Source organism: Alistipes sp. Marseille-P5061, assembly GCF_900290115.1.
Classification (GTDB): Bacteria; Bacteroidota; Bacteroidia; order Bacteroidales; family Rikenellaceae; genus Alistipes; species Alistipes excrementigallinarum.
The window spans coordinates 242006-267460 of record NZ_LT985749.1; the positions used below are offsets into that span (position 1 = coordinate 242006).

General features: G+C 63.7%; 19 protein-coding genes. 2 read left to right on the forward strand and 17 right to left on the reverse strand.

From position 1 onward, the window contains the following. Positions 1-7: 7 nt before the first annotated feature. The 17 genes from C8267_RS04905 to C8267_RS04985 all read right to left on the reverse strand — a co-directional run bounded on the left by C8267_RS04905 (position 8) and on the right by C8267_RS04985 (position 23019). A complete protein-coding gene (locus tag C8267_RS04905) occupies positions 8-1195 on the reverse strand; it encodes a DUF1735 and LamG domain-containing protein (protein WP_234025697.1) in 1188 nt (395 codons plus the stop codon). Continuing rightward, positions 1192-2316, reverse strand: coding sequence for a glycoside hydrolase family 18 (locus tag C8267_RS04910; RefSeq protein ID WP_106633888.1), 1125 nt, complete (start codon positions 2314-2316; stop codon positions 1192-1194). The genes C8267_RS04905 and C8267_RS04910 overlap by 4 nt, the downstream gene beginning before the upstream one ends. 26 nt (positions 2317-2342) lie before the next feature. Continuing rightward, positions 2343-3977, reverse strand: coding sequence for a RagB/SusD family nutrient uptake outer membrane protein (locus C8267_RS04915; RefSeq protein ID WP_106633889.1), 1635 nt, complete (start codon positions 3975-3977; stop codon positions 2343-2345). Between the two features lie 4 nt (positions 3978-3981). Then, complete coding sequence (locus tag C8267_RS04920; protein ID WP_234025698.1) at positions 3982-7371, reverse strand: SusC/RagA family TonB-linked outer membrane protein; 3390 nt, start codon at positions 7369-7371, stop codon at positions 3982-3984. Between the two features lie 217 nt (positions 7372-7588). Continuing rightward, a complete protein-coding gene (locus C8267_RS04925) occupies positions 7589-8521 on the reverse strand; it encodes a FecR family protein (RefSeq protein WP_106633890.1) in 933 nt (310 codons plus the stop codon). Positions 8522-8616: 95 nt separating this feature from the next. Continuing rightward, positions 8617-9198, reverse strand: a complete 582-nt coding sequence (locus C8267_RS04930) for an RNA polymerase sigma-70 factor (protein WP_087361473.1) — start codon at positions 9196-9198, stop codon at positions 8617-8619. A 269-nt stretch (positions 9199-9467) separates the two neighbouring features. Further along, positions 9468-10553 carry an aspartate carbamoyltransferase gene (gene pyrB / locus C8267_RS04935; protein ID WP_087361475.1) on the reverse strand — a complete coding sequence of 362 codons (1086 nt, stop codon included), beginning with the start codon at positions 10551-10553 and terminating at the stop codon, positions 9468-9470. Between the two features lie 49 nt (positions 10554-10602). Further along, complete coding sequence (gene pyrE / locus C8267_RS04940) at positions 10603-11235, reverse strand: orotate phosphoribosyltransferase (RefSeq protein WP_106634169.1); 633 nt, start codon at positions 11233-11235, stop codon at positions 10603-10605. A 102-nt stretch (positions 11236-11337) separates the two neighbouring features. Beyond that, positions 11338-11601 (reverse strand): glutaredoxin family protein, encoded by a 264-nt coding sequence (locus tag C8267_RS04945; RefSeq protein WP_106633891.1) that lies wholly within the window; start codon positions 11599-11601, stop codon positions 11338-11340. 113 nt (positions 11602-11714) lie between these two features. Next, positions 11715-12422 carry an orotidine-5'-phosphate decarboxylase gene (pyrF, locus tag C8267_RS04950; RefSeq protein WP_106633892.1) on the reverse strand — a complete coding sequence of 236 codons (708 nt, stop codon included), beginning with the start codon at positions 12420-12422 and terminating at the stop codon, positions 11715-11717. Positions 12423-12769: 347 nt separating this feature from the next. Continuing rightward, entirely contained in the window at positions 12770-13681 is a 912-nt protein-coding gene (locus C8267_RS04955) for a dihydroorotate dehydrogenase (RefSeq protein ID WP_106633893.1), read from the reverse strand. Between the two features lie 83 nt (positions 13682-13764). Further along, on the reverse strand, positions 13765-14508 hold the full coding sequence (locus tag C8267_RS04960; RefSeq protein WP_106633894.1) for a dihydroorotate dehydrogenase electron transfer subunit: 744 nt from the start codon (positions 14506-14508) through the stop codon (positions 13765-13767). A 79-nt stretch (positions 14509-14587) separates the two neighbouring features. Then, the gene (gene carB, locus C8267_RS04965; RefSeq protein ID WP_087361485.1) at positions 14588-17770 is read right to left on the reverse strand and encodes a carbamoyl-phosphate synthase large subunit; all 3183 of its coding nucleotides are present in this window, start codon (positions 17768-17770) and stop codon (positions 14588-14590) included. After that, positions 17763-18854 carry a glutamine-hydrolyzing carbamoyl-phosphate synthase small subunit gene (gene carA / locus C8267_RS04970; RefSeq protein ID WP_087361487.1) on the reverse strand — a complete coding sequence of 364 codons (1092 nt, stop codon included), beginning with the start codon at positions 18852-18854 and terminating at the stop codon, positions 17763-17765. Before carA ends, carB begins: the two co-directional genes overlap by 8 nt. Before the next feature lie 349 nt (positions 18855-19203). After that, positions 19204-20484, reverse strand: a complete 1281-nt coding sequence (locus C8267_RS04975; RefSeq protein ID WP_087361489.1) for a dihydroorotase — start codon at positions 20482-20484, stop codon at positions 19204-19206. A 229-nt stretch (positions 20485-20713) separates the two neighbouring features. Then, complete coding sequence (locus tag C8267_RS04980) at positions 20714-21493, reverse strand: DeoR/GlpR family DNA-binding transcription regulator (protein WP_087361491.1); 780 nt, start codon at positions 21491-21493, stop codon at positions 20714-20716. Positions 21494-21645: 152 nt separating this feature from the next. Then, the gene (locus tag C8267_RS04985) at positions 21646-23019 is read right to left on the reverse strand and encodes an MFS transporter (RefSeq protein ID WP_087361493.1); all 1374 of its coding nucleotides are present in this window, start codon (positions 23017-23019) and stop codon (positions 21646-21648) included. Between the two features lie 507 nt (positions 23020-23526). Between C8267_RS04985 and C8267_RS04990 the strand changes: the two genes are divergently transcribed. Both C8267_RS04990 and zupT read left to right on the forward strand, forming a co-directional pair. Next, on the forward strand, positions 23527-24393 hold the full coding sequence (locus C8267_RS04990) for an HAD-IIA family hydrolase (protein WP_106633895.1): 867 nt from the start codon (positions 23527-23529) through the stop codon (positions 24391-24393). A 255-nt stretch (positions 24394-24648) separates the two neighbouring features. Continuing rightward, positions 24649-25449: a zinc transporter ZupT gene (zupT, locus tag C8267_RS04995; protein ID WP_106633896.1), complete on the forward strand. Its 801-nt coding sequence runs from the start codon at positions 24649-24651 to the stop codon at positions 25447-25449. Positions 25450-25455 lie beyond the last annotated feature (6 nt).

Sequence of the window (25455 nt, forward strand, 5' to 3'; positions counted from 1 at the left end):
TTAGGGGTTATTTATCGGTCCGGGGCAGCTCGACCTGCTTCCACTCCATCGTGGCGAACGAGCGGGCGTCGTTGCCGTTGCCGCTGTGGTCGCGGACGGTGTTGCCCTCGCCGTCGTCGAATTTCCAGTAGGCCACCAGTCCGTCGCTGGCCGGGTCTACCCAGTAGAAGTGGTTGGTCGCGTTGATTTCATCGGCGCTCAGCACGCGGTTCCAGATGCGCACCTCCGAGAGGTTGCCGGCAAAGTAGCGCTCGTCGGTGTAGGAGTAGCCGATGTGGAAGCCGCGCTTGCTGGCGGTCTCCAGGTAGGGCGGAACGTAGGTGCCCCAGTTCACCGCACCGCTGCCGCACTTGCCCTCGGACTGCAGCACGCCGTTGACGTAGATGCAAATCTCGCCCGTCGACTGGTAGGTCACGGCGATGTGAACCCACTCGTTGGTGGGAATCGCCTTCGAGTCATCCTTGTCGGGGAACTTGGTGCTGCCGTTGACCACCTGCAGCTGTCCGGGGTTGTAGGTAGCGTCGCCGAAGCGCAGCAGGAACTTCCCCTCGATGCCCATCAGCGTCGAGATTTCGCGGTCGAAGTCCCGGGCGTAGACCAGCGCCTCGACGGTCATCGCCGTGAGGTTGTTCACCACGTCGGCATTGACCCAGTTGACGTCGAGGTAGTTTTTCTCCATTTCGCCCACGACGTTGATGAGCGCACCCTCGCGGAAGAGGTAGTAGAACGTGCGGCGGCTCTCGAGTACGGGCACCGTGGCACGCACGATGGTGACGGGCAGCACGTAGAGCTGCTGGCCGGGCAGCACGTCAAGCCCCGTGAAGGAGAGCTCGACGGGCACCGAGGCGACGCTTCCCGCGCCGATGACCGACTCGGTGGCCGAGAGCGTGTAGTTCTCGGCGGGCAGCGCGACGGCCTCGGCTCCGTAGGCGAGGTTGTAGTGGTCGACCAGCGACGGGTCGGCCGCGAACTCCACCTCGACGGCCTGCGACTCGGGCAGGGCCATGGCAGCCATCAGCTGCACCGTATAGGAGGGGACATCCTTCTTGAGCAGCAGCGTGGTGACGGTCGACTCACCGTCGAGGTAGAGCCGGTTGTCGAAGTGGTGCTCGTTGAGGTCCTCGTTCGCGCATCCGCCGGCCAGAAGCGCAGCGGCGGCGAAGGCTAAAGTCATGAATATGCGGTTCGACGTCATAATTCGGTAGTGGTTTTGGGCGCGTAGTTCATCAGACCGATGGCCTCACGCGTATATTGGTAAATGCGATAGGGGTTGAAATAGTCGTACTGGAGATGGTTCACCGCCAGGCCCGACTTCGAGCAGCCGGCGTCGTAGCGATTCATCCAGCGGGCCACCTCGATGACGGCACGCCCCTCCTTGCCCTCCTCGGTCTGGAAGCGGCCGGTCTTGGTGTCCGCCGCATCGAGCGGCCACGACTCCACGCCGATGACAATCCGGTCCGAGGGGACGTTGTCGGTAAGCGCCAGACGGAGCGCACGGTCGAGGTCGGCAACGGTCGTCTGCGTGAACATCTTAAGGATGATGTAGTCGCACCCCTCGAGCAGCGAGGCGTCGGCCAGGTACTGGGGCGTTCCCTCGAAGAGCAGCATCCGGTCGGGATGGGCGGTGCGCCATGCGGCCACGGCCGCAAGGAAGGCCTGCTGGCGGGAGAGGTAGCTCTCCTTCTCCGCGTCGGGCATCTGCGTGGTGCTGCGGCCGTCGTAGGCGACGCTCACGCCGTCGAGCGCCCACGTATCGCAGAGCGCCATGACGCGGGCCACGTAATCGTTGCAGAAGAGCGTGAAGGCGTCGGCTGCGGGCTCCTGAGGCTGTTCGCCGCCCTCATCGCCGCCATCGCCACCCTCCTGGCCGGAGCCCTCGTCTCCGCCCTCTTCACCGCTCTCGTCGGCCGCGGGGGTCGTCTGCTGCTGCGCCTCGAAGGCCGCCTCGAGCTCGGCGAAGCTGACGCTACAGAGCGTCCGCGTACCCATCCGAGTGCGGATTTCGGCCGCCTCGGCGGCCAGAGCCTCCGTGATGAGTTCGGGGTGCTGCAGCACGACGATGTCGATGCTGTCGGGCAGCACGGTCAGATGCTGGGAGCGGTCGCCCGGAAGGGCCACGTTGTCGAACCAGCCGATGAGCACCTTGTGTTCCGAAGCCTTGTAGTCGCGGATGGCCTGCATGTAGGCCTCGCTCTTCTCCACCTGGGGCTCCTTGATGGTCACGCTCTCCATGTCGGTCCACTCGCTGCAGCCGCCCAGAGCGAGCAGCGCGGCAAGCGAAAGGAGGGCGAAACGTCTGTTCATATTGAATTTCATATCAGTCTTGGATTCGTTTTAGGTGATTATCGAAGTTGCGGAAGGTCCTCCTTGCAGTCCCACCACAGGCGCGTTGCCATGTCGTCGCCGCCGTTGAGCCAGGAGGCCACGGCCTGACGCACGTTCTCGCCGTTGGTCGTATACTCGACCTGCGGATAGGGCATGCGGCGGGCGCCCATGCGCGAATCGACCTTGCCGTTGCTCTTGTTGCCCTCGGCCGTGGCCGGCATCATGAGCGGATAGCCCGTGCGGCGGAAGTCGGCCCACGCCTCGTTGCCCAGCTGCCAGTTGGCAATCCACTTCTGGGTGATGATGCGCTCCTGCTTCTCCTCGGTCGAGGCGCCGTCGTTCCAAGCGACGGTGATTTCGGAGATGGGCTCCGTATAGGTGTTCGTGCCGTTGGGGTCGCGGTAGTTCTCCGGCTTGGTCTGACCGGCGGCGTACTCCTCCCAGCCGGCGACACCCCACTGCTCGAACGAGAGGCGGATGCCTTCACGGTAGAAATCCTCGGCCGTGCCGGGACCCATGTCGAATCCGAAGACGGCCTTGGCCTCGGCCTTGAGGAAGGCCACCTCGGCGGCGTTCATCCAGTAGACGGGCGACGAGATGTCGCACTTGATGCCCGAATACTTGTGGCCGACGGTCACCAGCGAGGGAATCTGGATGCTGCGGCGCATGCCGACATACTGGTAGCCGCTCCACTCCGAGGGGATGAAGTAGGCGGGACGGCGCGGGTCGTTGTAGCCATTCATGTAGCAGATGATGTCGGCTGCGGCGTGCGTGTCACCGCCCGTCTGGCAATCTTTGCCGTCGGGATGGTTGGCCGCCGTCACCGAGTTGTAGTTGATGGCCGTGTAGAGCGGGTTTCCCTTCTCGCCGAAGGCGGTCAGCATGGCGTTGTCGGCATTCGAGGTCATCACGCCCACCTCGCTCTTGACGGCGCTCTCGGCCATCTGCTGGGCCTTGGCCTTGTCGGCATAGACGATGCGCATGGCCAGACGCAGCTTGAGCGAGTTGGCGAAGCGGCACCACTTCTCGGCGCTGCCGCCGTAGATGTAGTCGGCCGTCGAGGCGATGGCGCCCGTGCGGTGCTCGGTCAGCACGCCGATGGCGTGGTCGAGCTCCTCGAAGAAGTGCGTGTAGACCTCCTCCTGCGAATCGTAGGGCACCTGCAGCTTGCCGTCCTCACCCACCTTCGAGTAGGGAATCGGGCCGTAGGTGTCCGTAACGCGGCTCATGGCCGCAACCTTGATGACCTCGGCGATGGCCAGCGTGATGGGGTCGTCGGTCACGCGCTCCAGCTCGCGCAGGTTGGAGTAGAGCACCGGGATAATCTTGTCGCTGGCCAGGAAGACGTTGGTCCAGTCGTCCGTCGGGTTGAAGTTCATGATGGTGCCCGTGGGGAAGGAACCCGTCGTGGTGAAGTAGCCGCCCAGCGGGCCGCCCATCAGCACGTCGGTGAACTGGGCCGTATTGACGTCGGTCGAGACGACGGTGGTTGCAAGCGCCGTCAGCGTCGCGCCGATGATGTATCCGTCGGCCTGCATCTGGTCCTCGGTCGGCTCGTAGGGATTGCCGTTGATGTCCATGTAGTTGGCCGTGCAGGAGATGCCCGCTGCGGCAAGCAGGCAGACAAAGGGCCTGAATATGTGAAGTTTCATGGTTTTAGAATTTGAGTCTGAGGTTGAAGCCGATGTTGCGCAGCGACGGCATCATGAAGTAGTCGATGCCCTGGTAGAAGTTACCCGTCGTGGCGATGGTCTCGGGGTCGAACGGAGCCTTGCAGTAGAGCATCCACAGGTTGCGGCCCACGAGCGAGAGGGTGATTTCGCAGAGGTTGCCCAGCTTCTTGCGCGGAATGGTGTAGCCGATGGAGGCCTCCTGCAGACGGACGTTCGTCGCCGAGTAGGTGTAGTACTGCGGCACCGAGTTGCCGCCGCCGATGGCCGAATACCAGACGTTGGGGTCGACATAGTCGCCGCCGTTAATCATCACGGTGCCCGCATCGCGCGCCGCGGCCGAAGCCTCCGAAACGCCGTAGTAGTCGAGCATGGCCTGCGTACGCGAGAAGACGATGCCGCCCAGACGCGCCGAAATCATAAAGCCGAAGTGGAAGTTGCCCACGCGGAAGTCGTTGCGCCAGGCCATGTTGGCATCGGGCAGCACCGAACCCAGCTTGATGTAGCGGTCGACGTTGCCGATGGTCTCGGTGGCCAGCTTGCCATCGGCATCGATGTAAATCGAGCCCGTCTCGTCGCGCTTGAGGTCGACGAACGAGTAGAGGTCACCCAGCGTGCCGCCCTCCTTGAGCAGGAAGTGCGCCGTACCCAGACCGTTCATGTCGAGCAGGTCGACCGAGAAGTGTTCGCCCGTCTCGGGGTTGACCACGTTGTTGGCCAGCGAGAGAATCTCGTTGCGGTTGGTCGAGAGGGTGTAGTTGCTCTCCCACGAGAACTTGCCCCAGGTGTTGCTGTACCCCAGCGCCAGCTCGATACCGCGGTTGCGGATGTTACCCGACTGGATGTAGATGGTCGAGCTTCCCGAACCGGTCGACACCTGCGGGTCGAAGGTCTGGTCCTGCGTACGGGTGTCGTAGTAGGTGAAGTCGAGGTTGAAGTGCTTGAGGAAGCGCATCGTCAGACCCACCTCGAAGGACTTCGTCCGCTCGGGCTTCAGGTCATACATCGGGTACTGCGTCTTGGTGTTCCAGCTCAGGCCGCTGGCGTTCCAGCTGTAGCGCGGGTTGGCGATGAAGCGCTCGAAGGCGACGCCCACCGAGGCGTACGAGGCGCGCAGCTTGATGTAGGAGAGGTTCTTCGGCATGTTGGGGATAATCTCCGAGAGCACCACCGAGGCGCCGACCGAAGGATAGAAGAACGACGAGCGGTTCGAGTGGGGGCCCGCCAGCTGCGAAGGCCAGTCGTTACGGCCCGTCAGCGTGAGGAAGTAGGCGTTCTTGAAGCCCACCTCGGCCGAGGCGAAGATGGACTGCGTCTGCTCGCGCCAGCCCTCCTGCAGACGTGTCGTGAGCGACGAGTTGCTCAGGTTCTGCACGTTGAAGACGTTGGCCAGCAGCGGCTTCTCGTCGGTGATGGAGCCGTCGGGGATGGGGCCGCGCACCTTCATGGCGTCGTAGCGCAGGTCGGAAATCGAGGCGCCGACGTTGGCCTGCAGCGACCAGTTCTCGCCGAAGGTCTTGTTGATGTTGACCAGCACGTCGCCGTAGACCTGCTTGTCCTTCGAGGTGGTGATGCCGTAGAGGCCGTTTCGCGACCCCTCGGTCAGCTGCGTGTTGGTCGAGGCGTAGAACTTCTCGGTGTAGTCCGTGTGGGCGTTGTCGACGCGCAGGCGGCCCGAAACCGAGAGCCAGTCGAGGATGTCGTAGGAGAGCTGCGCATTGAACATGTAGCGGTCCTTGCGGTTCTCGCGCAGGTTGCGGTAGTTAATCCAATAGGGGTTCTGCATGGTCATGCCGGCGGCACCCACGGGCCAGTACTGCGTGTAGAGCAGGCGCGACATGTCGTAGCGCTCGTACATCTTCACGTCGTTCCAGTCGTTACCGCGCGGGAAGATGTAGGCACCCACCAGCGGGTTGTTGTAGACACCCTGGTTGGTCATGTTGCGGTCCTTCTGGATGACGTAGTTGGCGCTCACGTCGAGCGTCAGACGGTCCTTCAGGAAGCTGGTCGTATTGCGGAAGGTGAAGTTGTAGCGGTCGTAGCCGTTGTTGGGGACGATGCCGCGCGAGTTGACCGCAGCGGCCGAGAGGTAGGTCTGGTTCTTGTCGGTGCCGGTCGAGAAGGAGAAGCTCTCGGTGCCGGTCACGCCCGTCTGGAAGTAGTCCGACGCGGGGTCGTAGCCCATGTAGTTGGCCTTGTTGAGCCGTTGTCCCCAGCTGCGGTCAATCGACCCCTCGCTCGAGAGGAGGTCGCCCGTGCCGTAGCGGTTCTGGAACGACGGCAGCATGAAGGGGCTCATCACCTCGGTGTTGCTCGAGACGGTCACCGACGTGAAGCCGGCCTTGCCGCGCTTGGTCGTCACCACGATGGCGCCGTTGGCGGCATCCGAACCGTAGAGGGCCGCCGCTGCGGCGCCGTTAAGCACCGAGATGGATTCGATGTCCTCGGGGTTGATGTCGGCGATGGGGTCGGTCGTACCCTGCGAGGCGAACTCCGTGCCGCCGTCACGCGCCGTGGTGAACATCGGCACGCCGTCGATGACGTAGAGGGCGTTCGACGACTGCATGATGGACTTCTGACCGCGCATGACCACCTTCGAGGCGCCGCCGACGCCCGACGACGAGGCGTTGATGGTCACACCGGCCACCTTGCCGTTGAGCGAGTTGACGAAGTTGACATCCTTGCCGGCGAGCAGCTCCTCGGAGCTCACCTGCTGGACGTTGTACGAAAGGGCCTTCTCGGAGCGCTTGATGCCGAGGGCCGTCACCACCACCGCGTCGACATCGACGGCCGACTCGCGCAGCGTGATGCGGATTTGGGTGCGGCTGCCCACGGCCACTTCGACCGGTTCGTAGCCCAGGTAGTTGACCGTCAGCACGGCCGACTCGGCGGGAGCCGGAACCTGGAGCGAATAGGAGCCGTCGACGCCGGTGCTCGTGCCGAGGGTCGTGCCCTTGACAATCACACTGGCGCCGATGACGGGGAGTCCCGCCCCGTCGACGACCTCACCCGTTACGACGACAGGGTTTTTGGACTTCGGAGCGGTCGGCTCCGCAGCCCGACGGGACAAGACGATGGAGGAGTTCTCTACGGCATAGCTGATATCGGTCGAACCGAAGAGCGTCGAGAGCACCGTGCCCAAAGGCATGTTGTCGACGTCGACCGATACGCGGCGCGTCACGTCGACGCTCTTGTCGTAGACGAAAAGATAGGTAGTTTGTTTTTCAATCGCATCGAGCACCTGCTCCAGCGGGGCATCCGTCGCCTTCAGCGTCACGGCCACGCGCTGCGCGTAGGCTCCGCCTGCGAAAAAGCAGCACAAAAGTGCCAATACAGGCAAGAACACGAAGGCTCTTGCTTGCCTTTTCATTTTCATATTTCAAGGTTTAAGTTGGTTAGTGTGTTCCCGCCGGGCGGCTCCTCGAATGTCTCCGCGCGGGGGAGACGGTCCGCACGTCGCGGCGTGCGGCACGGAATTGTTTCAAATGGGTGTAGTTCGTTTCTTCTTACATAGGCGTTCGTCTCGGTTTTTCGTTATTATTTTTTCTGTCTGTCATATTCTTTCGCATGCATCCGCCGCCTCCCCCCGGGGTTCAGCGGATGTAGATAACGTCGCCACTCTCGCTGCGCTCGCAGACGAAGTCGGCGCTGCGCTGCAGCACCCACAGGGCGTGGTCGAGCCCCTCCGAGATGCGGATTTTGCCCGTGAAGCGGTTCGACGAGAAGTCGCGCCCGGGCGCCACCACGATGCGTACGTCGTAGTACTTCTCGAACTCCTCAATCAGCTCGCCGAACGAGGCGTCGCGGAAGGCTATCAGGCCGTCGCGCCACTGGAAGTTCTCGTAGTCGGGAATCCGCCCCACCACGAGGCGGCCGTCCACCTGGCTCACCTGCTCGCCGGGCTGCAGCTCGACCTGACGGTCGCGGTCCACCACACGCACGCGCCCCTCGACGAGCGAGGTGACGAACTTGTCGCTTGCGGCATGCGCCTCGACGTCGAATTTCGTACCGAGCACCTCGACATCGCAGGCGAAGGTCTCGACCACGAAGGGGTGCTTCGCATCGTGCGCCACCTCAAAGAAGGCCTCGCCGTCGAGCCGCACGCGGCGCTCCCCATTGGAGAAGAGGGCCGGATAGCTCAGCTCGGAGCAGGCGTTCATGCAGACCTTCGTGCCGTCGGGCAGCACCAGGTCGACCCGCTGTCCGGCCGGAACCGAGACGGTATTGCCCGCGCCCGCCAGACGGTTGTGGCCGAGCTGTACGTAGAGGGCCGCCGCGCCGAGCGTCACGAGCACCACGGCGGCATAGCGGAGCAGACGACGGGCCCCGCGGAGCAGCTGCATCCGCGGACGGCGCGCCGCGGCACGCTCCGCATCCGTCAGCATCAGCATCGAGTCGAAGAGGCAGCGCTCCGAGAGCAGCTCGCGGCGGCTTTCGGGGTTGCGGTCGATTTCGTCGAGCAGGCGTTGCTCCTCCTCGACGGAGGTCTCTCCATTGAAAAAGCGGTAGAGCAGTTCTTTGTCCATAGTCACACTAATAACACCGAAAGGCGCCCTTCCCCTGAAAAAAAGTCGGATTTTTTTCGGATGCGGGCGCCCGGCGGCAGCTCCACGAGGAGCAACTATTTGTCAATCAGCAGAAAAAGCATGAGAAGCGGAAGATAGTCCTTGAGCGAGACGCGCAGCGAGCGCATCGCCTTCGAGATTTCGAACTCGACGCTCTTGACCGTCGTTCCCAGAGCGGCGGCAATCTCCTTGTAGCTCTCGCCGCGGAAGCGGCTGCGGACGAAGACCTCGCGCGTACGGTCGGGCAGGCGGTCGAGCGTCTCGTTAACCAGCCGCCGGGCCTCGTCCGAGAAGAGCTGCGCGGGTTCGCACGCCTCGAGGGTCGAGATGCGGAGTTCGAGCATCCGCGCGCCGTGCGAATGGAGGTGCTCCTCGGCGCGCAGGCGCACCTGACGCGCGCGCAGGTGGTTGAGGCACTTGTTGCGGACGATGACCAGCACGTAGGGCGGGAGGCTCCGCTCCGAAAGGAGGGCACGACGCTCCCACGCCGCCATGAAACTCTCCATGACGATGTCCTCGGCCACGGCCGCATCGGTCACATACGACGCGGCAAAACGGATGAAGCGCGGCCTGTACTCCCCGAACAGGCGGTCAAAGGCCGCGAGGTCCAGCATTTCGCCTGAAGAAACCGACTCCATACCCATCTCTCCTTTCTCTTCGCGCGGGGCATCTCCCCCACTGCACAGGTCCGGGCTCCGGGCCCCGGCCGGAGCGTTGCGTCGACTCCCGACCGGATGCGGATGCTCCGACCTTATGTATTATAACACTTCAGCAGGCAAAACTCCTGACGCCACCCGCCACTTTTTTTCAGACAAATGCATAAAAAAGAGGAAAAAGCCCCCTCGAAAGGGAGCTTTTCCGCAAATTCGCAGCGTGTGCCGGCCGCACGGGCCGCCGCACAGCGGCTCTATTTCGCCTTCGACTCGCAGTAGGCGCAGCGGCACGTGCCGTCGGCGTGGCGCCGGAAGAGCTGGTCGACATCCTCCGTCGCCGAGATGCAGCGTCGGTTCGGGCAGACCAGCTCGTTGACGATGTACTCCTCGTCGAAATGGGGCGTATGGTCGAAGGGCTTGTTCTCGTCGGCCCACTTGAGCAGCGTGTAAATCAGCGCCATACGGACGAACTTGCCGTTCTCGACCTGGCGGAAGTAGGCCGCACGCGGGTCATTGTCGACCGCACGCGTGATTTCGTTCACGCGCGGCAGCGGGTGGAGGATAATCATATCCTTGCGGGCCGTCTTCAGCTTGTCGGGGTCGAGCACGAAGCTGTTCTTCACGCGGTCGAACTCCTCCTCGTCGAGGAAGCGCTCCTTCTGCACGCGCGTCATGTAGAGGATGTCGAGCTCGGGCATCACCTCCTCCATGGTGCGCACCTCGTGGAACTCCAGCTTCGAGTTGGCGCTCATCTCCTGCAGCATGTAGTCGGGCAGGCGCAGCTCCTCGGGCGAAATCAGAATCACGCGGATGCCCTCGTAGCGCGAGAGCGCCTTGATGAGCGAGTGCACCGTGCGGCCGAACTTCAGGTCACCGCAGAAGCCGATGGTCAGGTGGTCGAAGCGCCCCTTCTCACGCTTGATGGTGAGCAGGTCCGTAAGCGTCTGCGTCGGGTGGGCGTGGCTGCCGTCACCGGCGTTGATGACCGGGATGCCGGCATACTGCGACGCCACCAGAGGGGCACCCTCCTTGAAGTGGCGCATGGCGATGATGTCGGCGAAGCAGCGGATGACGCGCACCGTGTCGGCCACGGTCTCGCCCTTCGATACGGAGGAGGAATTGGCGTCCGAGAAGCCGATGACGGTGCCCCCCAGCTCCAGCATGGCCGACGTGAAGCTCAGACGCGTACGCGTCGAGGGTTCGTAGAAGAGCGTCGCCAGCTTCTTTCCCTTGCAGGCTTCGCTGTATTTGGCGCGGTTGGCGATGATGTCCTCGGCCAGCGCCACAATCTGTTCGGTTTCGGCGACCGACAGGTCGGTCGGGTCTATCAGATGTCTCATATCAGGCAATCAGCAATTAGCGGGTTTCACATTGTGCAGCGGCAGCCTCTCAGCGCTGCATCCAGCTCTCGTCCGAGGGGTTGTCGCGGAAGCGGAGCAGGCGCGCCTTGTCCTCGGGCTGGATGTAGCCCTCGTCGGCAGCCACCTCCACCAGGGCGTCGAGGTTCGAGAGGCTGTAGTTGACCACGCCGGCCTCCTTGAGCCGGTCCAACCCCTTCTTCATGCCGTAGGTGAAAATCGAAGCGACGCCCAGCACCTCGGCACCCGCCTCGCGCAGCGCGTTGACCACCTCGATGCAGGAGCCGGCCGTCGAGATGAGGTCCTCGATGACCACCACCTTCTGGCCCTTCTCCAGACGGCCCTCAATCTGGTTGCCGCGTCCGTGGTCCTTCGAACCGCTGCGGACGTAGCCCATCGGCAGGTTGAGAATCGTCGCCGTGATGGCGGCATGGGCGATTCCGGCCGTCGAGGTACCCATCAGCACCTCGGCCTCGGGGAACTTCGTGCGGACAATCTGCGCGAGGCCCTCCTCCACATGGCCGCGCACGACGGGGGCCGTGAGGGTCAGCCGGTTGTCGCAATAAATCGGGCTCTTGATGCCGCTCGCCCACGTAAACGGCTGCTCGGGGCGCAGGAAGACCGCGCCGATTGAGAGCAAATCCTTGGCAATTGATTTCTCCATCTTCTCCATCTTGATATTTCTCTTGTTCCGGTTCTTGTCAGCTGCGCTCCTGCAGCGGGGCACCCGCACCGCACCGCGGTCCGTCACCGCCCCGCCCGCGTGCTACGCCTCGAGCGCCTTGCGCAGCACCGCCTCCACCTCGTCGGGGTAAATCCCCCCTTCGTGGAGCTTCTCGCCTCCCACATAGAAGGTCGGCACGTAGTAATAGTCGTAACGGTCGGCCACTTCGGGCTCCTCCGACTCCTCGATGAGCTCGATTTCGACGGCCGCCAGTTCGGGGTGGGCCGCCTTCGCCTCGTCGATGTAGCGCAGCGCCCGCTTGCAGAAGGGGCAGTTGCGCAGGTAGAACAGTTTTACGGGTTTCATACGTCTCTCTTCAACAGTTGTCTGCGGGGCGTCTCCTCGGAGCCGCCGCCTCTCGGACAGCACCGCAAAATGTGCGCCGAAGGGCCCGGTCCTCCGTCACTCCCCCGCCCCGGCTATTCGCCCAGGAACTCGGCCACGCAGCGGCGGTAGGCTGCCACGGGGTCCGGTGCGGCCGTGATGGGGCGTCCCACCACGATGAAGTCGGAGCCGATTTCGCGGGCACGGGCCGGAGTGGTCACGCGCACCTGGTCGGCCACGTCGCCGTCGGCGAAGCGCACGCCCGGCGTTACGGTCAGGAAGTCACGGCCGCACGCCTCGTGGACCATGCCCGCCTCGAGCGGCGAGCAGACCACGCCGTCGAGCCCCGCCTCCTTCGTATTGCGGGCATACTGCACGATGGTCTCGTTCATCGAGGCTCCGATGAGCAGCTCGCGCTGCATGCGCTCCTCGCTCGTCGAGGTGAGCTGCGTGACGGCAATCAGCAGGGGCCGCGTGCCGTCCTCGCGCGTGAGCCCCTCGCGGGCGGCACGCATCATCTCGACGGTGCCCGCCGCATGGACGTTGCACATGTCGACGTCGAGCCGCGACAGGACGGCCATCGCCTTGCGCACCGTATTGGGGATGTCGTGGAGCTTCAGGTCGAGGAAAATCCGGTGGCCCCGGCGCTTGATTTCGCGCACGATGGAGGGACCCTCGGCGTAGAAGAGCTCCATGCCGATTTTCAGAAAAGGTTTGCGCGCTTCGTCGCGGAACAGGTCGAGGAACCGGAAGGTATCCTCCGCCGACTTGAAGTCGCAGGCAATGATGACGTCGTGTTGCATGGTATTGGTTGTTATGCTTTTTGTCGTTTTGTTTCGTTTTCGCTCTTTGCGCGGCAGGCCGCCGCCTTCAGCCGCAGGGACCGCACGGCGCGGTACCGCACTGCAATATTACGCAAAATCCGCCGTTTGCGCAACCCTCGCGCCTCCGGTCCGTCTTCGGTCAGCCTCCGTTTCGCTGCCCCCAAGCCGCATCCCGCCGCATCCCGCCGCGTTCCGCTACCCTTCCGTCGCATCCCGGCTCAGGTCCGCCACCTCTCTGTCGCACCCTGTTCCGTTCCGCCACCCTTCGGCGGCGTTCCGAGGCGCCGGTCCGGAATCGGTCGGCACGGCGGCTCCCCTTCCGGGGATTACTCGGCGCAGCCGATGATGTCGCTCAGGCGCTCGATGCCGAGCCGCTCCATCTCGACGGGCAGCGCCTCGACAATCTCCTTCGAGGCGTAGGGGTTCACCAGATTGGCCGCCCCGACCTGCACGGCCGTGGCTCCGGCCATCATCATCTCAATCACGTCGCGGGCCGACTGCACGCCGCCGCACCCCATCACCGGAATCCGGCATGCGCGGGCCACCTGGTAGACCATGCGCAGGGCCACGGGGAAGATGGCCGGTCCCGAGAAGCCGCCCGTCGTGTTGGCAAGGACGGCCCGGCGGCGGCGCGTGTCGATGCGCATGCCCAGCATCGTGTTGATGAGGCAGATGCCGTCGGCGCCCGCCTCCTCGCACGCCCGGGCAATCGAGACGATGTCGGTGACGTTGGGGCTCAGCTTGATGAAGACCGGCTTGGTCGTGACGGCCTTCACGGCACACGTCACCTCGGCCGCAGCCTCGGGCGAGGTGCCGAACGACATGCCGCCGTGGCGCACGTTGGGGCACGAGACGTTGACCTCAATGATGCCCACCTGCTCCTCGCCGTCGATACGCTCGCAGCAGTAGGCGTACTCCTCGACCGAGAAGCCCGAGATGTTGGCGATGACCGGCTTGTGGAAGAAGGTGCGCAGCCGGGGCAGCTCCTCCGAAATCACGGCGTCGATGCCGGGATTCTGCAGCCCGACGGCATTGAGCATGCCCGCCGTGCACTCCGCGATGCGGGGCGTGGGGTTGCCGAAGCGCGGCTCGCGCGTCGTCCCCTTGAAGGAGAACGAGCCGAGGATGTTGATGTCGTAGAATTCGCGGAACTCGTTGCCGTAGCCGAAGGTTCCGCTGGCCGGAACGACCGGATTGTCGAGCCGGAGCCCGCAGAGTACAACCGAGGTGTCTTTCATCAATCGTGCATTTGTTTCGAAGCCCGGAATGCCGACGCATCCGCCGCTTCGTGGTATTCATTCTATGTATCCGGAGGGAGGCGCTACCAGAGAATCTCCTCCTTGAGCAGCACGGGGCCCTCCTTGCAGATGCGCTTGTTGCCCGTGAGGGTCTTGCAGCTGCACCCCATGCATCCGCCGAAGCCGCAGCCCATCCGCTCCTCAAACGAAAGCTGGCCCGAGACGCCGGGGGTAGCCTCGCAGAGCGCCCGCAGCATGGGCAGCGGGCCGCAGGCGTAGAAGTAGTCGAAGGCGGGCACCTCGGCCGCGATGGCCGTCGTGACGAAGCCCTTCACCCCCAGCGAGCCGTCCGCCGTAGCGATGTGGACGTTGCAGCCCAGCGCCCGGAACTCATCGGCATAGAAGAGCTCCCGCGCAGTGTTGAAGCCCAGCACCACCTCGACCGGAAGCCCGCGGCCGCGCAGCTCGCGCGCCAGCGCATAGAGCGGGGGAACCCCCACGCCGCCGCCCACGAGCAGCGGACGGCTCGCCTCGTTGCGCGTCGAGAAGCCGTTGCCGAGTCCCGTCAGCAGGTCGAGCCTCTGACCCGGCTGCATGCGGCTCATCTGGGCCGTACCGTCGCCCACCACCTTGTAAATCAGCGTCAGCGTACGCCCGTCCCAGTCGCAGACCGAAATCGGACGCCGCAGGTAGTGCCCCTCGAGGGCGATGTTGACGAACTGCCCCGGGCGCGTAATCCACTCCGTATCGCCCCCGAGCACCATCCGCCATACGGCGTCGGTGAGCGGTTCGTTCCGCAGAATCTCGTATATGCCTTTCTTGTACATCTTCTCTCTGTTGTCTTGGCTCCGCGCCGTGCGGCATGCGCCCCGGGAGCAGGCCCGCCCCCGGAGTCACCGCCGCGGACTACTTCGCGTCGATGGTCGAGACGCCGAAGGTTATCTCCTCGAGCACGTCGAGCAGCACCTTGACCGTTTCGAGCGCCGTGAAGACCGTGACGTTGTTCTCGACGGCCGTGCGGCGAATCTCGTAGCCGTCCAGACGCGTATTGTGCTGGTTGATGTCAATCGTGTTGATTACGTAGCTTACATGGCCCTGGCGCAGCGCATCGATAATCTCGGTGCTCCCCTCGCTCAGCTTGCGGCGCGTCCGCGTGCGGATGCCGTGGCTGCGCAGGTAGGCCGCCGTGCCGGTCGTCGCCTCTATGTTGAAGCCCAGGTCGTAGAAGCGGCGGATGAGCGGCAGCGCCTTCTCCTTGTCGGCGTCGGCGATGGTGACGAAAATCGTCCCGTAGTTGCAGACGTTCATGCCCGTAGCCTGCAGCGCCTTGTAGAGCGCCCGCGTGAGCTTGTCGTCGTAGCCGATGGCCTCGCCCGTCGACTTCATCTCGGGCGAGAGATAGGAGTCCATGCCGCGGATTTTGGCGAACGAGAAGGCCGGAGCCTTGACGTACCAGCGCTCCTTCTCACGGCCGTAGACCTCCGTGATGCCCAGCTCGCGCAGCGTCTTGCCAAGAATCACCTGCGTGGCGATGTGGGCCATCTGCACGCCCGTGGACTTCGAGAGGAAGGGCACCGTGCGCGACGAGCGCGGATTGACCTCGATGACGTAGACATCCTCCTCGCCGTCGAGGATGAACTGGATGTTGTAGAGACCCACGATGCCGATGCGCAGACCCAGACGCACCGTGTAGTCGATAATCTTCTCCTTGGCCCGCTTCCCGACGCTGAAGGTCGGATAGACGCTGATGGAGTCGCCCGAGTGGATACCCGTCCGCTCGACATGCTCCATGATGCCGGGGATGAAGACATCCTTGCCGTCGCAGATGGCGTCGACCTCCAGCTCGCGGCCCATGATGTAGCGGTCGACCAGCACGGGCGAATCCTCGTTCACCTCGACGGCCGTCTGCAGGTAGTGGCGCAGACGCTCCTCGTTCGAGACAATCTGCATGGCGCGGCCGCCCAGCACGTAGCTCGGACGCACGAGCACCGGGTAGCCGATGCGTGCCGCGGCGCGTACGCCCGCCTCGATGTCGGTCACCGCCTCGGCCTCGGGCTGGGGAATGCCCAACTCCTCCATGATTTTCTCGAAGCAGCCGCGGTCCTCGGCGTTGCGGATGGCGTCGCAGTCGGTGCCGATGATGGGCACGCCCAGCTCGGCAAGCGGCTCGGCAAGGTTGATGGCCGTCTGGCCGCCCAGCGAGACGACAATCGCCTTGGGGTGCTCCAAATGGAGCACGTTCATCACATCCTCGACCGTCAGCGGCTCGAAGTAGAGCTTGTCGCTGGTCGTATAGTCGGTCGAGACGGTCTCGGGGTTGTTGTTGATGATGATGGCCTCGTAGCCCGCCTCACGAATCGACCAGATGGCATGCACGGTCGAGTAGTCGAACTCGACGCCCTGGCCGATGCGGATGGGGCCCGAACCCAGCACGACAATCTTCTCGCGGTCGCTCACTACCGACTCGTTCTCGTCCTCATAGGTCGAGTAGAAGTAGGGCACGTAGGAGGAGAACTCACTGGCGCACGTGTCAATCATCTTGTAGACGGGGAAGATGCCGTGCTGCTCGCGCAGGCGGTACATGTCGTGCTCCGAGAGGCCCCACAGCTGGCCGATGTACTTGTCGCTGAAGCCCATGCGCTTGGCATCGCGCAGCGTCTCGATGTCCTTCGGATGGGCCGCCACGACGCGCTCGAACTCGACGATGTTCTTGAACTTCTCGAGGAAGAACATGTCGATTTTCGTATTGTTGTAAATCAGCACCAGGTCGATGCCGTTGCGGATGAGCTGGGCGATGGCGTAGAGGCGGTCGTCCGTACCGTCCTTGATGTACTCCAGCAGCCGGTCGCTCGTCCACGAGTCGAACTTCTTGTGGTAGATGTGGCAGACGCCCGTCTCGAGCGAGCGGACCGCCTTGAGCAGCGACTCCTCGACCGTACGGCCCACCGACATCACCTCGCCCGTGGCCTTCATCTGGGTGCCGAGCTTGTTCGAGGCGTCGGAGAACTTGTCGAAGGGGAAGCGGGCGATTTTGGTCACCACGTAGTCGAGCGTCGGCTCGAAGCTGGCCGGGGTGTTGGCCAGCTGAATCTCGTCGAGGGTCAGACCCACGGCAATCTTGGCGCTCACGCGGGCAATCGGATAGCCCGAAGCCTTCGAGGCGAGGGCCGACGAACGCGACACGCGGGGGTTGACCTCAATGAGGTAGTACTTGAACGAGAGGGGGTCAAGTGCGAACTGCACGTTGCAGCCGCCCTCGATTTTCAGCGCGCGGATGATTTTCAGCGCCGAGTCGCGCAGCATCTGGTACTCGCGGTTGGTGAGCGTCTGGCTCGGCGCCACCACAATCGAGTCGCCCGTATGGATGCCCACCGGGTCGATGTTCTCCATGTTGCAGACGGCGATGGCCGTATCGTTCGAGTCGCGCATCACCTCGTACTCAATCTCCTTGTAACCCTTGATGCTCTTCTCGATGAGCACCTGGTGCACCGGCGAGAGGAAGAGCGCATTGCGCATCATGTCGCGCAGCTCCTGCTCGTTGTCGGCAAAGCCGCCGCCCGTACCGCCGAGCGTGAAGGCGGGACGCAGCACCACGGGATAGCCGATGCGGGCAGCCACCTCGACGCCTTCCTCGATGGTGTTGGCAATCTCCGAGGGGAGCACCGGCTCGCCCAGCGACTGGCAGAGCTCCTTGAAGAGCTCGCGGTCCTCGGCCCGCTCGATGGATTCGAACGAGGTGCCCAGAATCTCGACCTGGCACTCCTCGAGGATGCCCTTCTTGGCCAGCTGCACCGCCAGGTTGAGGCCCGTCTGACCGCCCAGACCCGGGACAATCGCGTCGGGACGCTCGTAGCGGATAATCTTGGCCACGTACTCGAGCGTCAGCGGCTCCATGTAGACCTTGTCGGCGATGTGCGTGTCGGTCATAATCGTGGCGGGGTTGGAGTTGGCCAGCACCACCTCGTAGCCCTCTTCCTTGAGCGCGAGGCACGCCTGCGTACCCGCATAGTCGAACTCCGCGGCCTGACCGATGACAATCGGGCCCGAGCCAATCACCATTACCTTCTTGATATCCGTTCTCTTAGGCATTTTTGTGCTCCTCCATCATTTTAATGAACTTGTCGAACAAATAGGCGCTGTCCTGCGGACCCGGCGCGCTTTCGGGGTGGTACTGTACCGAGAAGACCATCTCTTCGGGGCACTCGATGCCCTCGGCCGTATTGTCCAGCAGATTGATGTGGGTCAGCCGCAGCGGCGTACCCTTCAGCGAGTCGATGTCCACGGCGTAGCTGTGGTTCTGGCTCGTGATTTCGATTTTGCCCGTTGCGAGGCACTTGACCGGATGGTTGCCGCCGCGGTGGCCGAACTTCATCTTGAAGGTCCGGGCGCCGTAGGCCAGGGCCACCATCTGGTGTCCCATGCAGATGCCGAAGATGGGCAGACGGCCCTTGAGCGCGCGCACCTTCTCGATAACGGGCGTCACGTCGGCCGGGTCGCCGGGGCCGTTCGAGAGGAAGATGCCGTCGGGACGGAAGGCCAGAATCTCCTCGACCGTCGCATCGTAGGGCACCACCGTCACGTTACACCCCTTCTCGTTGAGCTTGCGGATGATGTTGTACTTGATGCCGCAGTCGATAGCCACTACGTCGTAGCGGTGGTTGGGCGTACGCGAGAACCAGCGCTTGCGGCAGCTCACGCGGGCCACCATGTCGTGCGGCAGGGCGTAGGCGCGCAGCCGCTCGAGCGCCTCCTCGCGGGGGGTCGAGGCATCGGTGATGATGACCTTCTGGCTGCCCTCGTCGCGGATGATGCGGGTGAGCGTACGCGTGTCGATGCCCGAGATGGCGGGGATGTCATACTCCTCGAAGACCTCGTTGAGCGTCTTCGTGTAGCGGAAGTTCGAGGGGATGTCGTTGTACTCGCGGACAATCATGCCGCCGATGGTGGGGAACTTCGTCTCGTAGTCCTCCTCGGCCGTGCCATAGTTGCCGATGAGCGGGTAGGTCATCACCACCATCTGGTCGGTGTAGGACGGGTCGGAGAGAATCTCCTGGTAGCCCACCATCGAGGTATTGAAGACAATCTCGTTGATGGCCTCCCTGTCGGCACCGAAACCGTAGCCATAGAACTCGCGTCCGTTCTCCAGCACAATTTTCTTGGTAAAGGGTTTCATAGGAATTTTCGTTCTGGCCTCTCGCAGCCTTTATATTTGTTTTTGTCGTTTGTCGTTATTCGCAGCCTCCCGGCGCATCGCACCGCGCCGCCTCGCTGTTCCACCGCCTCGCCGTTTCACCTTGCCGCCGCGTCGCAGCCGCCGCACGGCCGTCGCAGCCGTATCACTGCCGCCTCCGTCGTCTCACTGCCGCGCCGTCGTCTCCGGAGTATCCCGGTGCGACCCCGATGTAGTCCCCGTGCGACCCAGGTGTAATTCCAGTGCGACCCAGATGTAATCCCGATGCGGCCCCCGTACAGCCTTGGCCGGCCCCCGGTGTGGTCCCCGTGCAGCCCCGGCCCCGGGCGGGTCACTTCGTGAAGGAGGGGTCGCGGTAGGCTTCGCGCCCGTCGACCACCGTAAGCATCGTACGCCCCTCGACCCGCCAGCCGGCGAAGGGGGTCGCATGCCCCTTCGAGAGGAAGTGCCCGGGGTCGATGTCGTACGAGGCGCCCAGGTCGATGACCGTAAAGTCGGCCGGAGCTCCCGCCTGAAGGCCGCCGCCGAGGCGGAAAATCCGCCGCGGGTTGAGCGACATGAGCGCCACCAGACGCTCGAGCGTCAGCACACCCGGCTTGACCAGATAGGTATAGAGCAGCGGGAAGGCGCATTCGAGTCCGACGACGCCCATCGCGCTGCCGGCCAGCCCGCGCGCCTTCTCCTCGGCCGTATGGGGGGCATGGTCCGTCGCGATGACCTCGATGGTGCCGTCGAGCACCCCTTCGCGCAGCGCATCGCGGTCGGCGCGGCTGCGCAGGGGCGGATTCATCTTGAAGCGTCCCTCCTCGTGCAAATCCTCGTCGCAGAGCAGCAGGTAGTGGGGCGCCGTCTCGCAGCTCACGGCAAGGCCGCGGGCCCGTGCGCGGCGTACCAGCTCGACGCTCTCGCGCGTCGAGACATGACAGACGTGGTACTGGCACCCCGTACGCTCGGCCAGCGCGATGTCGCGCTCGACCTGCCGCCACTCGCTCTCGGACGAGATGCCCCGATGGCCATGCTCATGGCAGTAGTCGCCGTCGTGGATGTATCCGCCGCGCAGCAGCTCGTCCACCTCGCAGTGGGCGACAATCGGCTTGTGAACCGCCGCCGCACGACGCATCGCCTCCTCCATGAGCGCCTCCGACTGCACGCCGCGGCCGTCGTCCGAAAAGCCGACGACGTAGGGGGCCAGCGCCGCGAAGTCGACCAGCTCGCCGGCTCCGCGCTGCCCCATCGTGATGCAGCCGTAGGGCAGCACCTTCACCCGCGCATCGCGGCGGATGATGTCGAGCTCGACGCCGAGCGTTTCGGGCGAGTCGGGCGCCGGATTGAGGTTGGGCATGGCGCAGACGGTCGTATAGCCGCCGTGGGCCGCAGCCGCCGTACCGGTGGCCATGGTCTCCTTCTGCGGGAATCCGGGCTCGCGCAGGTGGACATGCACGTCGACCAGTCCGGGCAGCAGGTGCCGTCCGCCGAGGTCGACCACGGCGTCGCAGCCCGCCGGGTCGCAGTCGGGGCCGATGCCGGCGATGCGCTCCCCGTCGACGACCAGGTTGCCCGTCACGAAGCGTTCGCCGTCGAAAATCGAGGCATTGCGGTACAGAGTTCTCATCGGAGTGTAAAAAAATAGGGCAACCGAAACAGTTACCCTAAATAAAACAAAACGCCCGAAAACGGAAGAGAATGGAACCCCGAATGCTCCTTTTGCAGCCAGACAGCGTGTGCCGCGAATATGTTCGGAGTCCAGTTCATGCGTTACGGGTTGTTACAAATCAACTGCAAAGATAGGGCTTTTCGCGGGGAGTGCAAAAGTTTTCGTCATTTTTTTGTCGAAAGCGGGGCTACTCCCCGTCGACGACAATCAGGTCGATGCCCGCCTCCTCGATGAGCGCGACGGTCTGCTCCGGAAGCCGGGCGTCGGTCACAATCACGTCGACATCCTCCAGCGAGCAGATGCGGCCGAAGCCCCGCTGCCCGAATTTCGACGAGTCGACCACCAGGATGCTCCGCGAGCAGGACTTCATCATCTTGCGCACGAGCTTCGCCTCGTCGATGGTCGAGGTGGTGATGCCGTATTCGAGGTCGATGCCGTCGGCCCCGAAGAAGAGCTTCGAGCAGATGCAGTCGTCGAGTCCGCGCGACGCCTCCTCGCCCAACACCGAGAGCGATGTTTTGTGGATGCTGCCCCCCAGCTGGACCACATGGACCTGCTCCGAATCGTTGAGCAGCACGCCCAGCCGCAGGAAGGGGGTCACGATGTTGAGGTTCTGCCACGTGCGGCGGCGAATCTCCTCGCCCAGCGCGAAGACGGTCGACCCCGACGAGAGGATAATCGAGTCGACGGGCTCGACCAGCTCGACAGCACGCGCGGCGATGCGGCGCTTGGCCTCGGGGTTCATCGTATCCTTGAGGTGCACGTCGGTGTCGGCCACGTGGGGATTGGTCGGACGGGCGCTGCCGTGTACCTTGTAGAGCAGCCCCTTGCTCTCGAGAATCTTGACATCCTTACGAATCGTCACCTTCGTCACTCCCAGCTGATTGGCCACGTCGGTAATGCGGACAAATCCGTATTTGTTCAAATTGTCGAGAATGTACTTGTGTCGTTCCGCAATACTTAACATAAATGCCGGTCTGATTCGTTTATTTTTATAAACAAATATAACAAATTAATCGAAATAATCAAAAAAATGCCCGAATCTGCACAGATTCGGGCACTCCGGCACTCCATCGGGACGCCTTATATGCTATATGCAAAGTGCGGTCTTCGGGCGCATCAGTTCGACTGCCCGGCCTGCGGCTCGTCGTAGCCGTCGGCGCGCGCGCGCCACATCAGCAGGAATACCGCCATGCCGACGAGCGCCATGGCCAGAATCCCCACGTAGGCCAAATCCCAGCCGTAGTGCTGGGCCAGGTAGCCCAGGCCGACACCCGAGACGAGCGTGCTGGCGTAGCCGAACAGCCCCGTCAGGCCGTTGGCCGTGGCAGCGGCATGCTTGGTGGCCTGGTTGGCCGCCGCAATGCCAATGAGCGCCTGCGGGCCGTAGATGCAGAAGCCGGCGGCGCACAGCGTGGCGAAGAGCAGCCATACGGGGGCGTCGGCGGGGAGCCTCCAGAAGAGGAAAACGAAGAGCGCCGCACCCGCCATGCAGAAGACGCACGTGCGGTGGGCGCGCCCCTTGAGCCAGCGGTCGGTGGCCCACCCCGCGAAGACCATGCCGGCGATGCCGGCAATCTCGAACATCGCCACCAGCCATCCGGCATGCTCCATGCTGACCCCCTTCGACTGGCTCAGCAGCGAGGGGCCCCAGTCGAGCACCGAGAAGCGGACGACGTAGACGAAGAAGTTGGCGATGCCCAGAATCCAAATCAGCGGGTTGCCGAAGACATGCTTGCGCAGGAAGGCGCGGTATTCGGGCCCCTTGGTGGCTGCGGCATCCTTCTTGTCCTTCGTCTCGGTCCCCTCCAGCTCGGGAAGGCCCACCGACGAGGGGGTGTCGCGCAGGAAGATGGCCAGCGCGATGGCTCCCGCGAAAGAGATGCCGGCCGGAAGCCAGAAGCACCAGCGCCAGGCCCCCGTATGGGAGGCTCCGACGCCCATGTTGCCCATGATGTAGCCGCAGAGAATCACCACCAGTCCGGCGCCAATCGAGTGCGAGGTGTTCCACCACGACATCTTCGTGGCCAGCTCGGTGGGGGGCACCCAGTGGGTCAGCAGCCGCGCGCAGGGCGGGAAGCCCGTCCCCTGCAGCATGCCGTTGACCACCCACATGATGCCCATGAAGAGTATCATCGTGTTGGTGAACTGCGTGCCGTCGTGTTCGCCCGTAAGCCAGTAGGAGACATCTTCGCCGAATCCGAAGGCGAAGTTCGAGAGGGCGCAGAGCGCCAGACCGATGGACATGTACCAGCGGGCGTTCATGCGGTCGGCCAGCACGCCGTTGACGAAGCGCGAGAGGCCATAGACCACTCCGTTGAGCGTCAGGAAGATGCCCAGACTCGTCTTGGAGATGCCGAGGTCGGCCTCCAGACCGGGCATCGCAAGCGAGAAGTTCTTGCGCACGAAGTAGAAGAGCGCGTAGCCCACCATCGTGGCGATGATGGTGCGCGTCTGCCAGTACTTGAAGCGCTTTTTCTGTTCGGGTGTCATTTCGGAATGAAAGTTTTTTGATTTCGGTGAACAAAGATAAGAATTTCGCTTCGAATCGCGAAGCAAACCCTTCAAAAATATCTCCGGATGCCCCGAAAATCGGCCGCACGGCCCACAGCCGCACCCCCGTTGTCCCGCCGGCAGAGTGGTCCGATGCGGGGCAAATCTTCCGAAAAAGTTGCAAAAAGGCAAATTATCACCTATCTTTGGGGGAGCTTTTGCCCCTCCCGCCCCGACCGCATGCAGCGCAATGAGGCGGCGGGCTGCGGAGTGCGGCCATGGTGCGGCCCGAGGTCGTCCGGGCTCCTCCTCCCGGGAGTACGGGCCTTCGGCACGGTATGCGGAAATGAAACATTTCGAAACCGGACGACTTCCCCGCAGGCCGCAGGACCGGAGAGCCGGGCTCCGACGCCCCGCCCCGCCGGAGCTGCGCAGCTAACACCGGAGCGCCGCACCGCCCGACGGCGGCAAGGCCTCGCAACAACGAACAAACACACCTCAACAACGATGAAGGAATTTCACGAATACCGCTCCGTCTACACCCACGACGAGTTGATGGAGCGTCTGCGCCGCATCCGTCACGTGGCGCTCGACATGGACGGAACCATCTACATGGGCATGTCGCTCTTCGACTGGACGCAGCCCTTCCTGGCCGAACTCCGCGAGCTGGGCATCGGCTACTCGTTCCTGACCAACAATCCCTCGAAGTCGATTGACGACTACCTGCGCAAGTTGGAGTCGCTCGGCATCCACGCCACGCGCGAGGAGATGTACACCACCACGCTGGCCACCATCGACTACCTGCACGAACACCACCCCGCCGCCCGCCGTCTCTTTCTGCTGGGCACACCCTCGATGGTCGCCGAGTTCGAGGCCGCGGGGTTCATCCCGACGGCCGACTCGCCCGACGACCGGCCCGACGCCGTCGTCGTCGCCTTCGACATGACGCTCCGCTACGAGCGGCTCTGCCGTGCGGCGTGGTGGATTACGCAGGGGCTCCCCTACATCGCCACCAACCCCGACCGCGTCTGCCCGACCGACCAGCGGACCGTACTGGTCGACTGCGGCTCGATTTGCGCCTGCCTGGAGCACGCCACCGGACGCCGTCCCGACATCACGCTGGGCAAGCCCGACCCCAACATGCTCTCGGGCATCCTCGCCCGCCACGGACTGCAGCCCGACCAGATAGCGATGGTCGGCGACCGCATCTACACCGACGTGCAGATGGCCCACAACGCCGGAGCGATGGGCGTACTGGTGCTCTCGGGCGAGACGACGCTCGAGGTGGCCGACCATGCCGACCCGCAGCCCCACCTGACGGCCGACAACATCGGAACGCTGGGCCGCCTGCTGCGCGAGGCGCACCGCTCGTAGCTCTGCCGGCATCACCCCTGGAAAAACGACTACGGTCCGCACTGCGGTGCGGACCGTTCGTTTTATCCATTGCGGAGCCTCTGCCGCCAGCACCCGCGCCCGGCTCCGGTTCCCAGCCTCAACACCCGGGCAGCGTCTATCATAGGCCCGACCTATCACACCATAGATAATACCGAACTCTTGCGCGGCGCTGCGATTCGTTCGGGGAGCAAAAATGCACTATCTTTGCCCTTTGAAGAAAAACACGACACAACCATGGATTCCAACATACTCTACCCGCTGCTGATGACCCTCGGCGCCGGTCTGGCGACCGGCATCGGCAGCGCCATCGCCTTCTTTACGCGCCGGACCAACAAGCGGCTGCTCTCCTTCTCGCTCGGACTCTCGGGCGGCGTGATGATTTACGTCTCCTTCGTCGAGCTCTTCCAGCAGTCGCAGCTCGCGCTGACGGCGGAGTGGGGCCAGCGGCCCGGAACTGCGATGACCGTCCTCTGCTTCTTCGCCGGCATCCTGCTCATCGGCATCATCGACCGCCTGGTCCCCTCGGTGGAGAACCCCCACGAGGCGCACCGCGTCGAGGAGATGGAGGAGCAGCCCCGCAACCCGAAGCTCATGCGCATGGGGGTGATGACGGCCCTCGCCATCGCCATCCACAACTTCCCCGAGGGCATCGCCACCTTCACCACGGCCGTCGACAATGCGACGCTCGGCGCGGCCATCGCCGTGGCCATCGCCATCCACAACATCCCGGAGGGCATCGCCGTCTCGATTCCCGTCTACTACGCCACGGGCGACCGCGTGAAGGCCTTCCGCCTGTCGCTCCTCTCGGGCGTGGCCGAGCCCGTCGGAGCGCTGCTGGCCTGGCTGGTGCTCATGCCCTTCATGTCGACAACGCTCATGGGGTGCATCCTCGCGGGCGTGGCCGGCATCATGGTCTTCATCTCGATTGACGAGCTGCTGCCGGCAGCCCGCGAATACGGCGAGGCGCACATCTCCATCTACGGCGTGGTGACCGGCATGGCGGTGATGGCCGTCAGCCTGCTCTTGCTGGGCTGAGCCGGC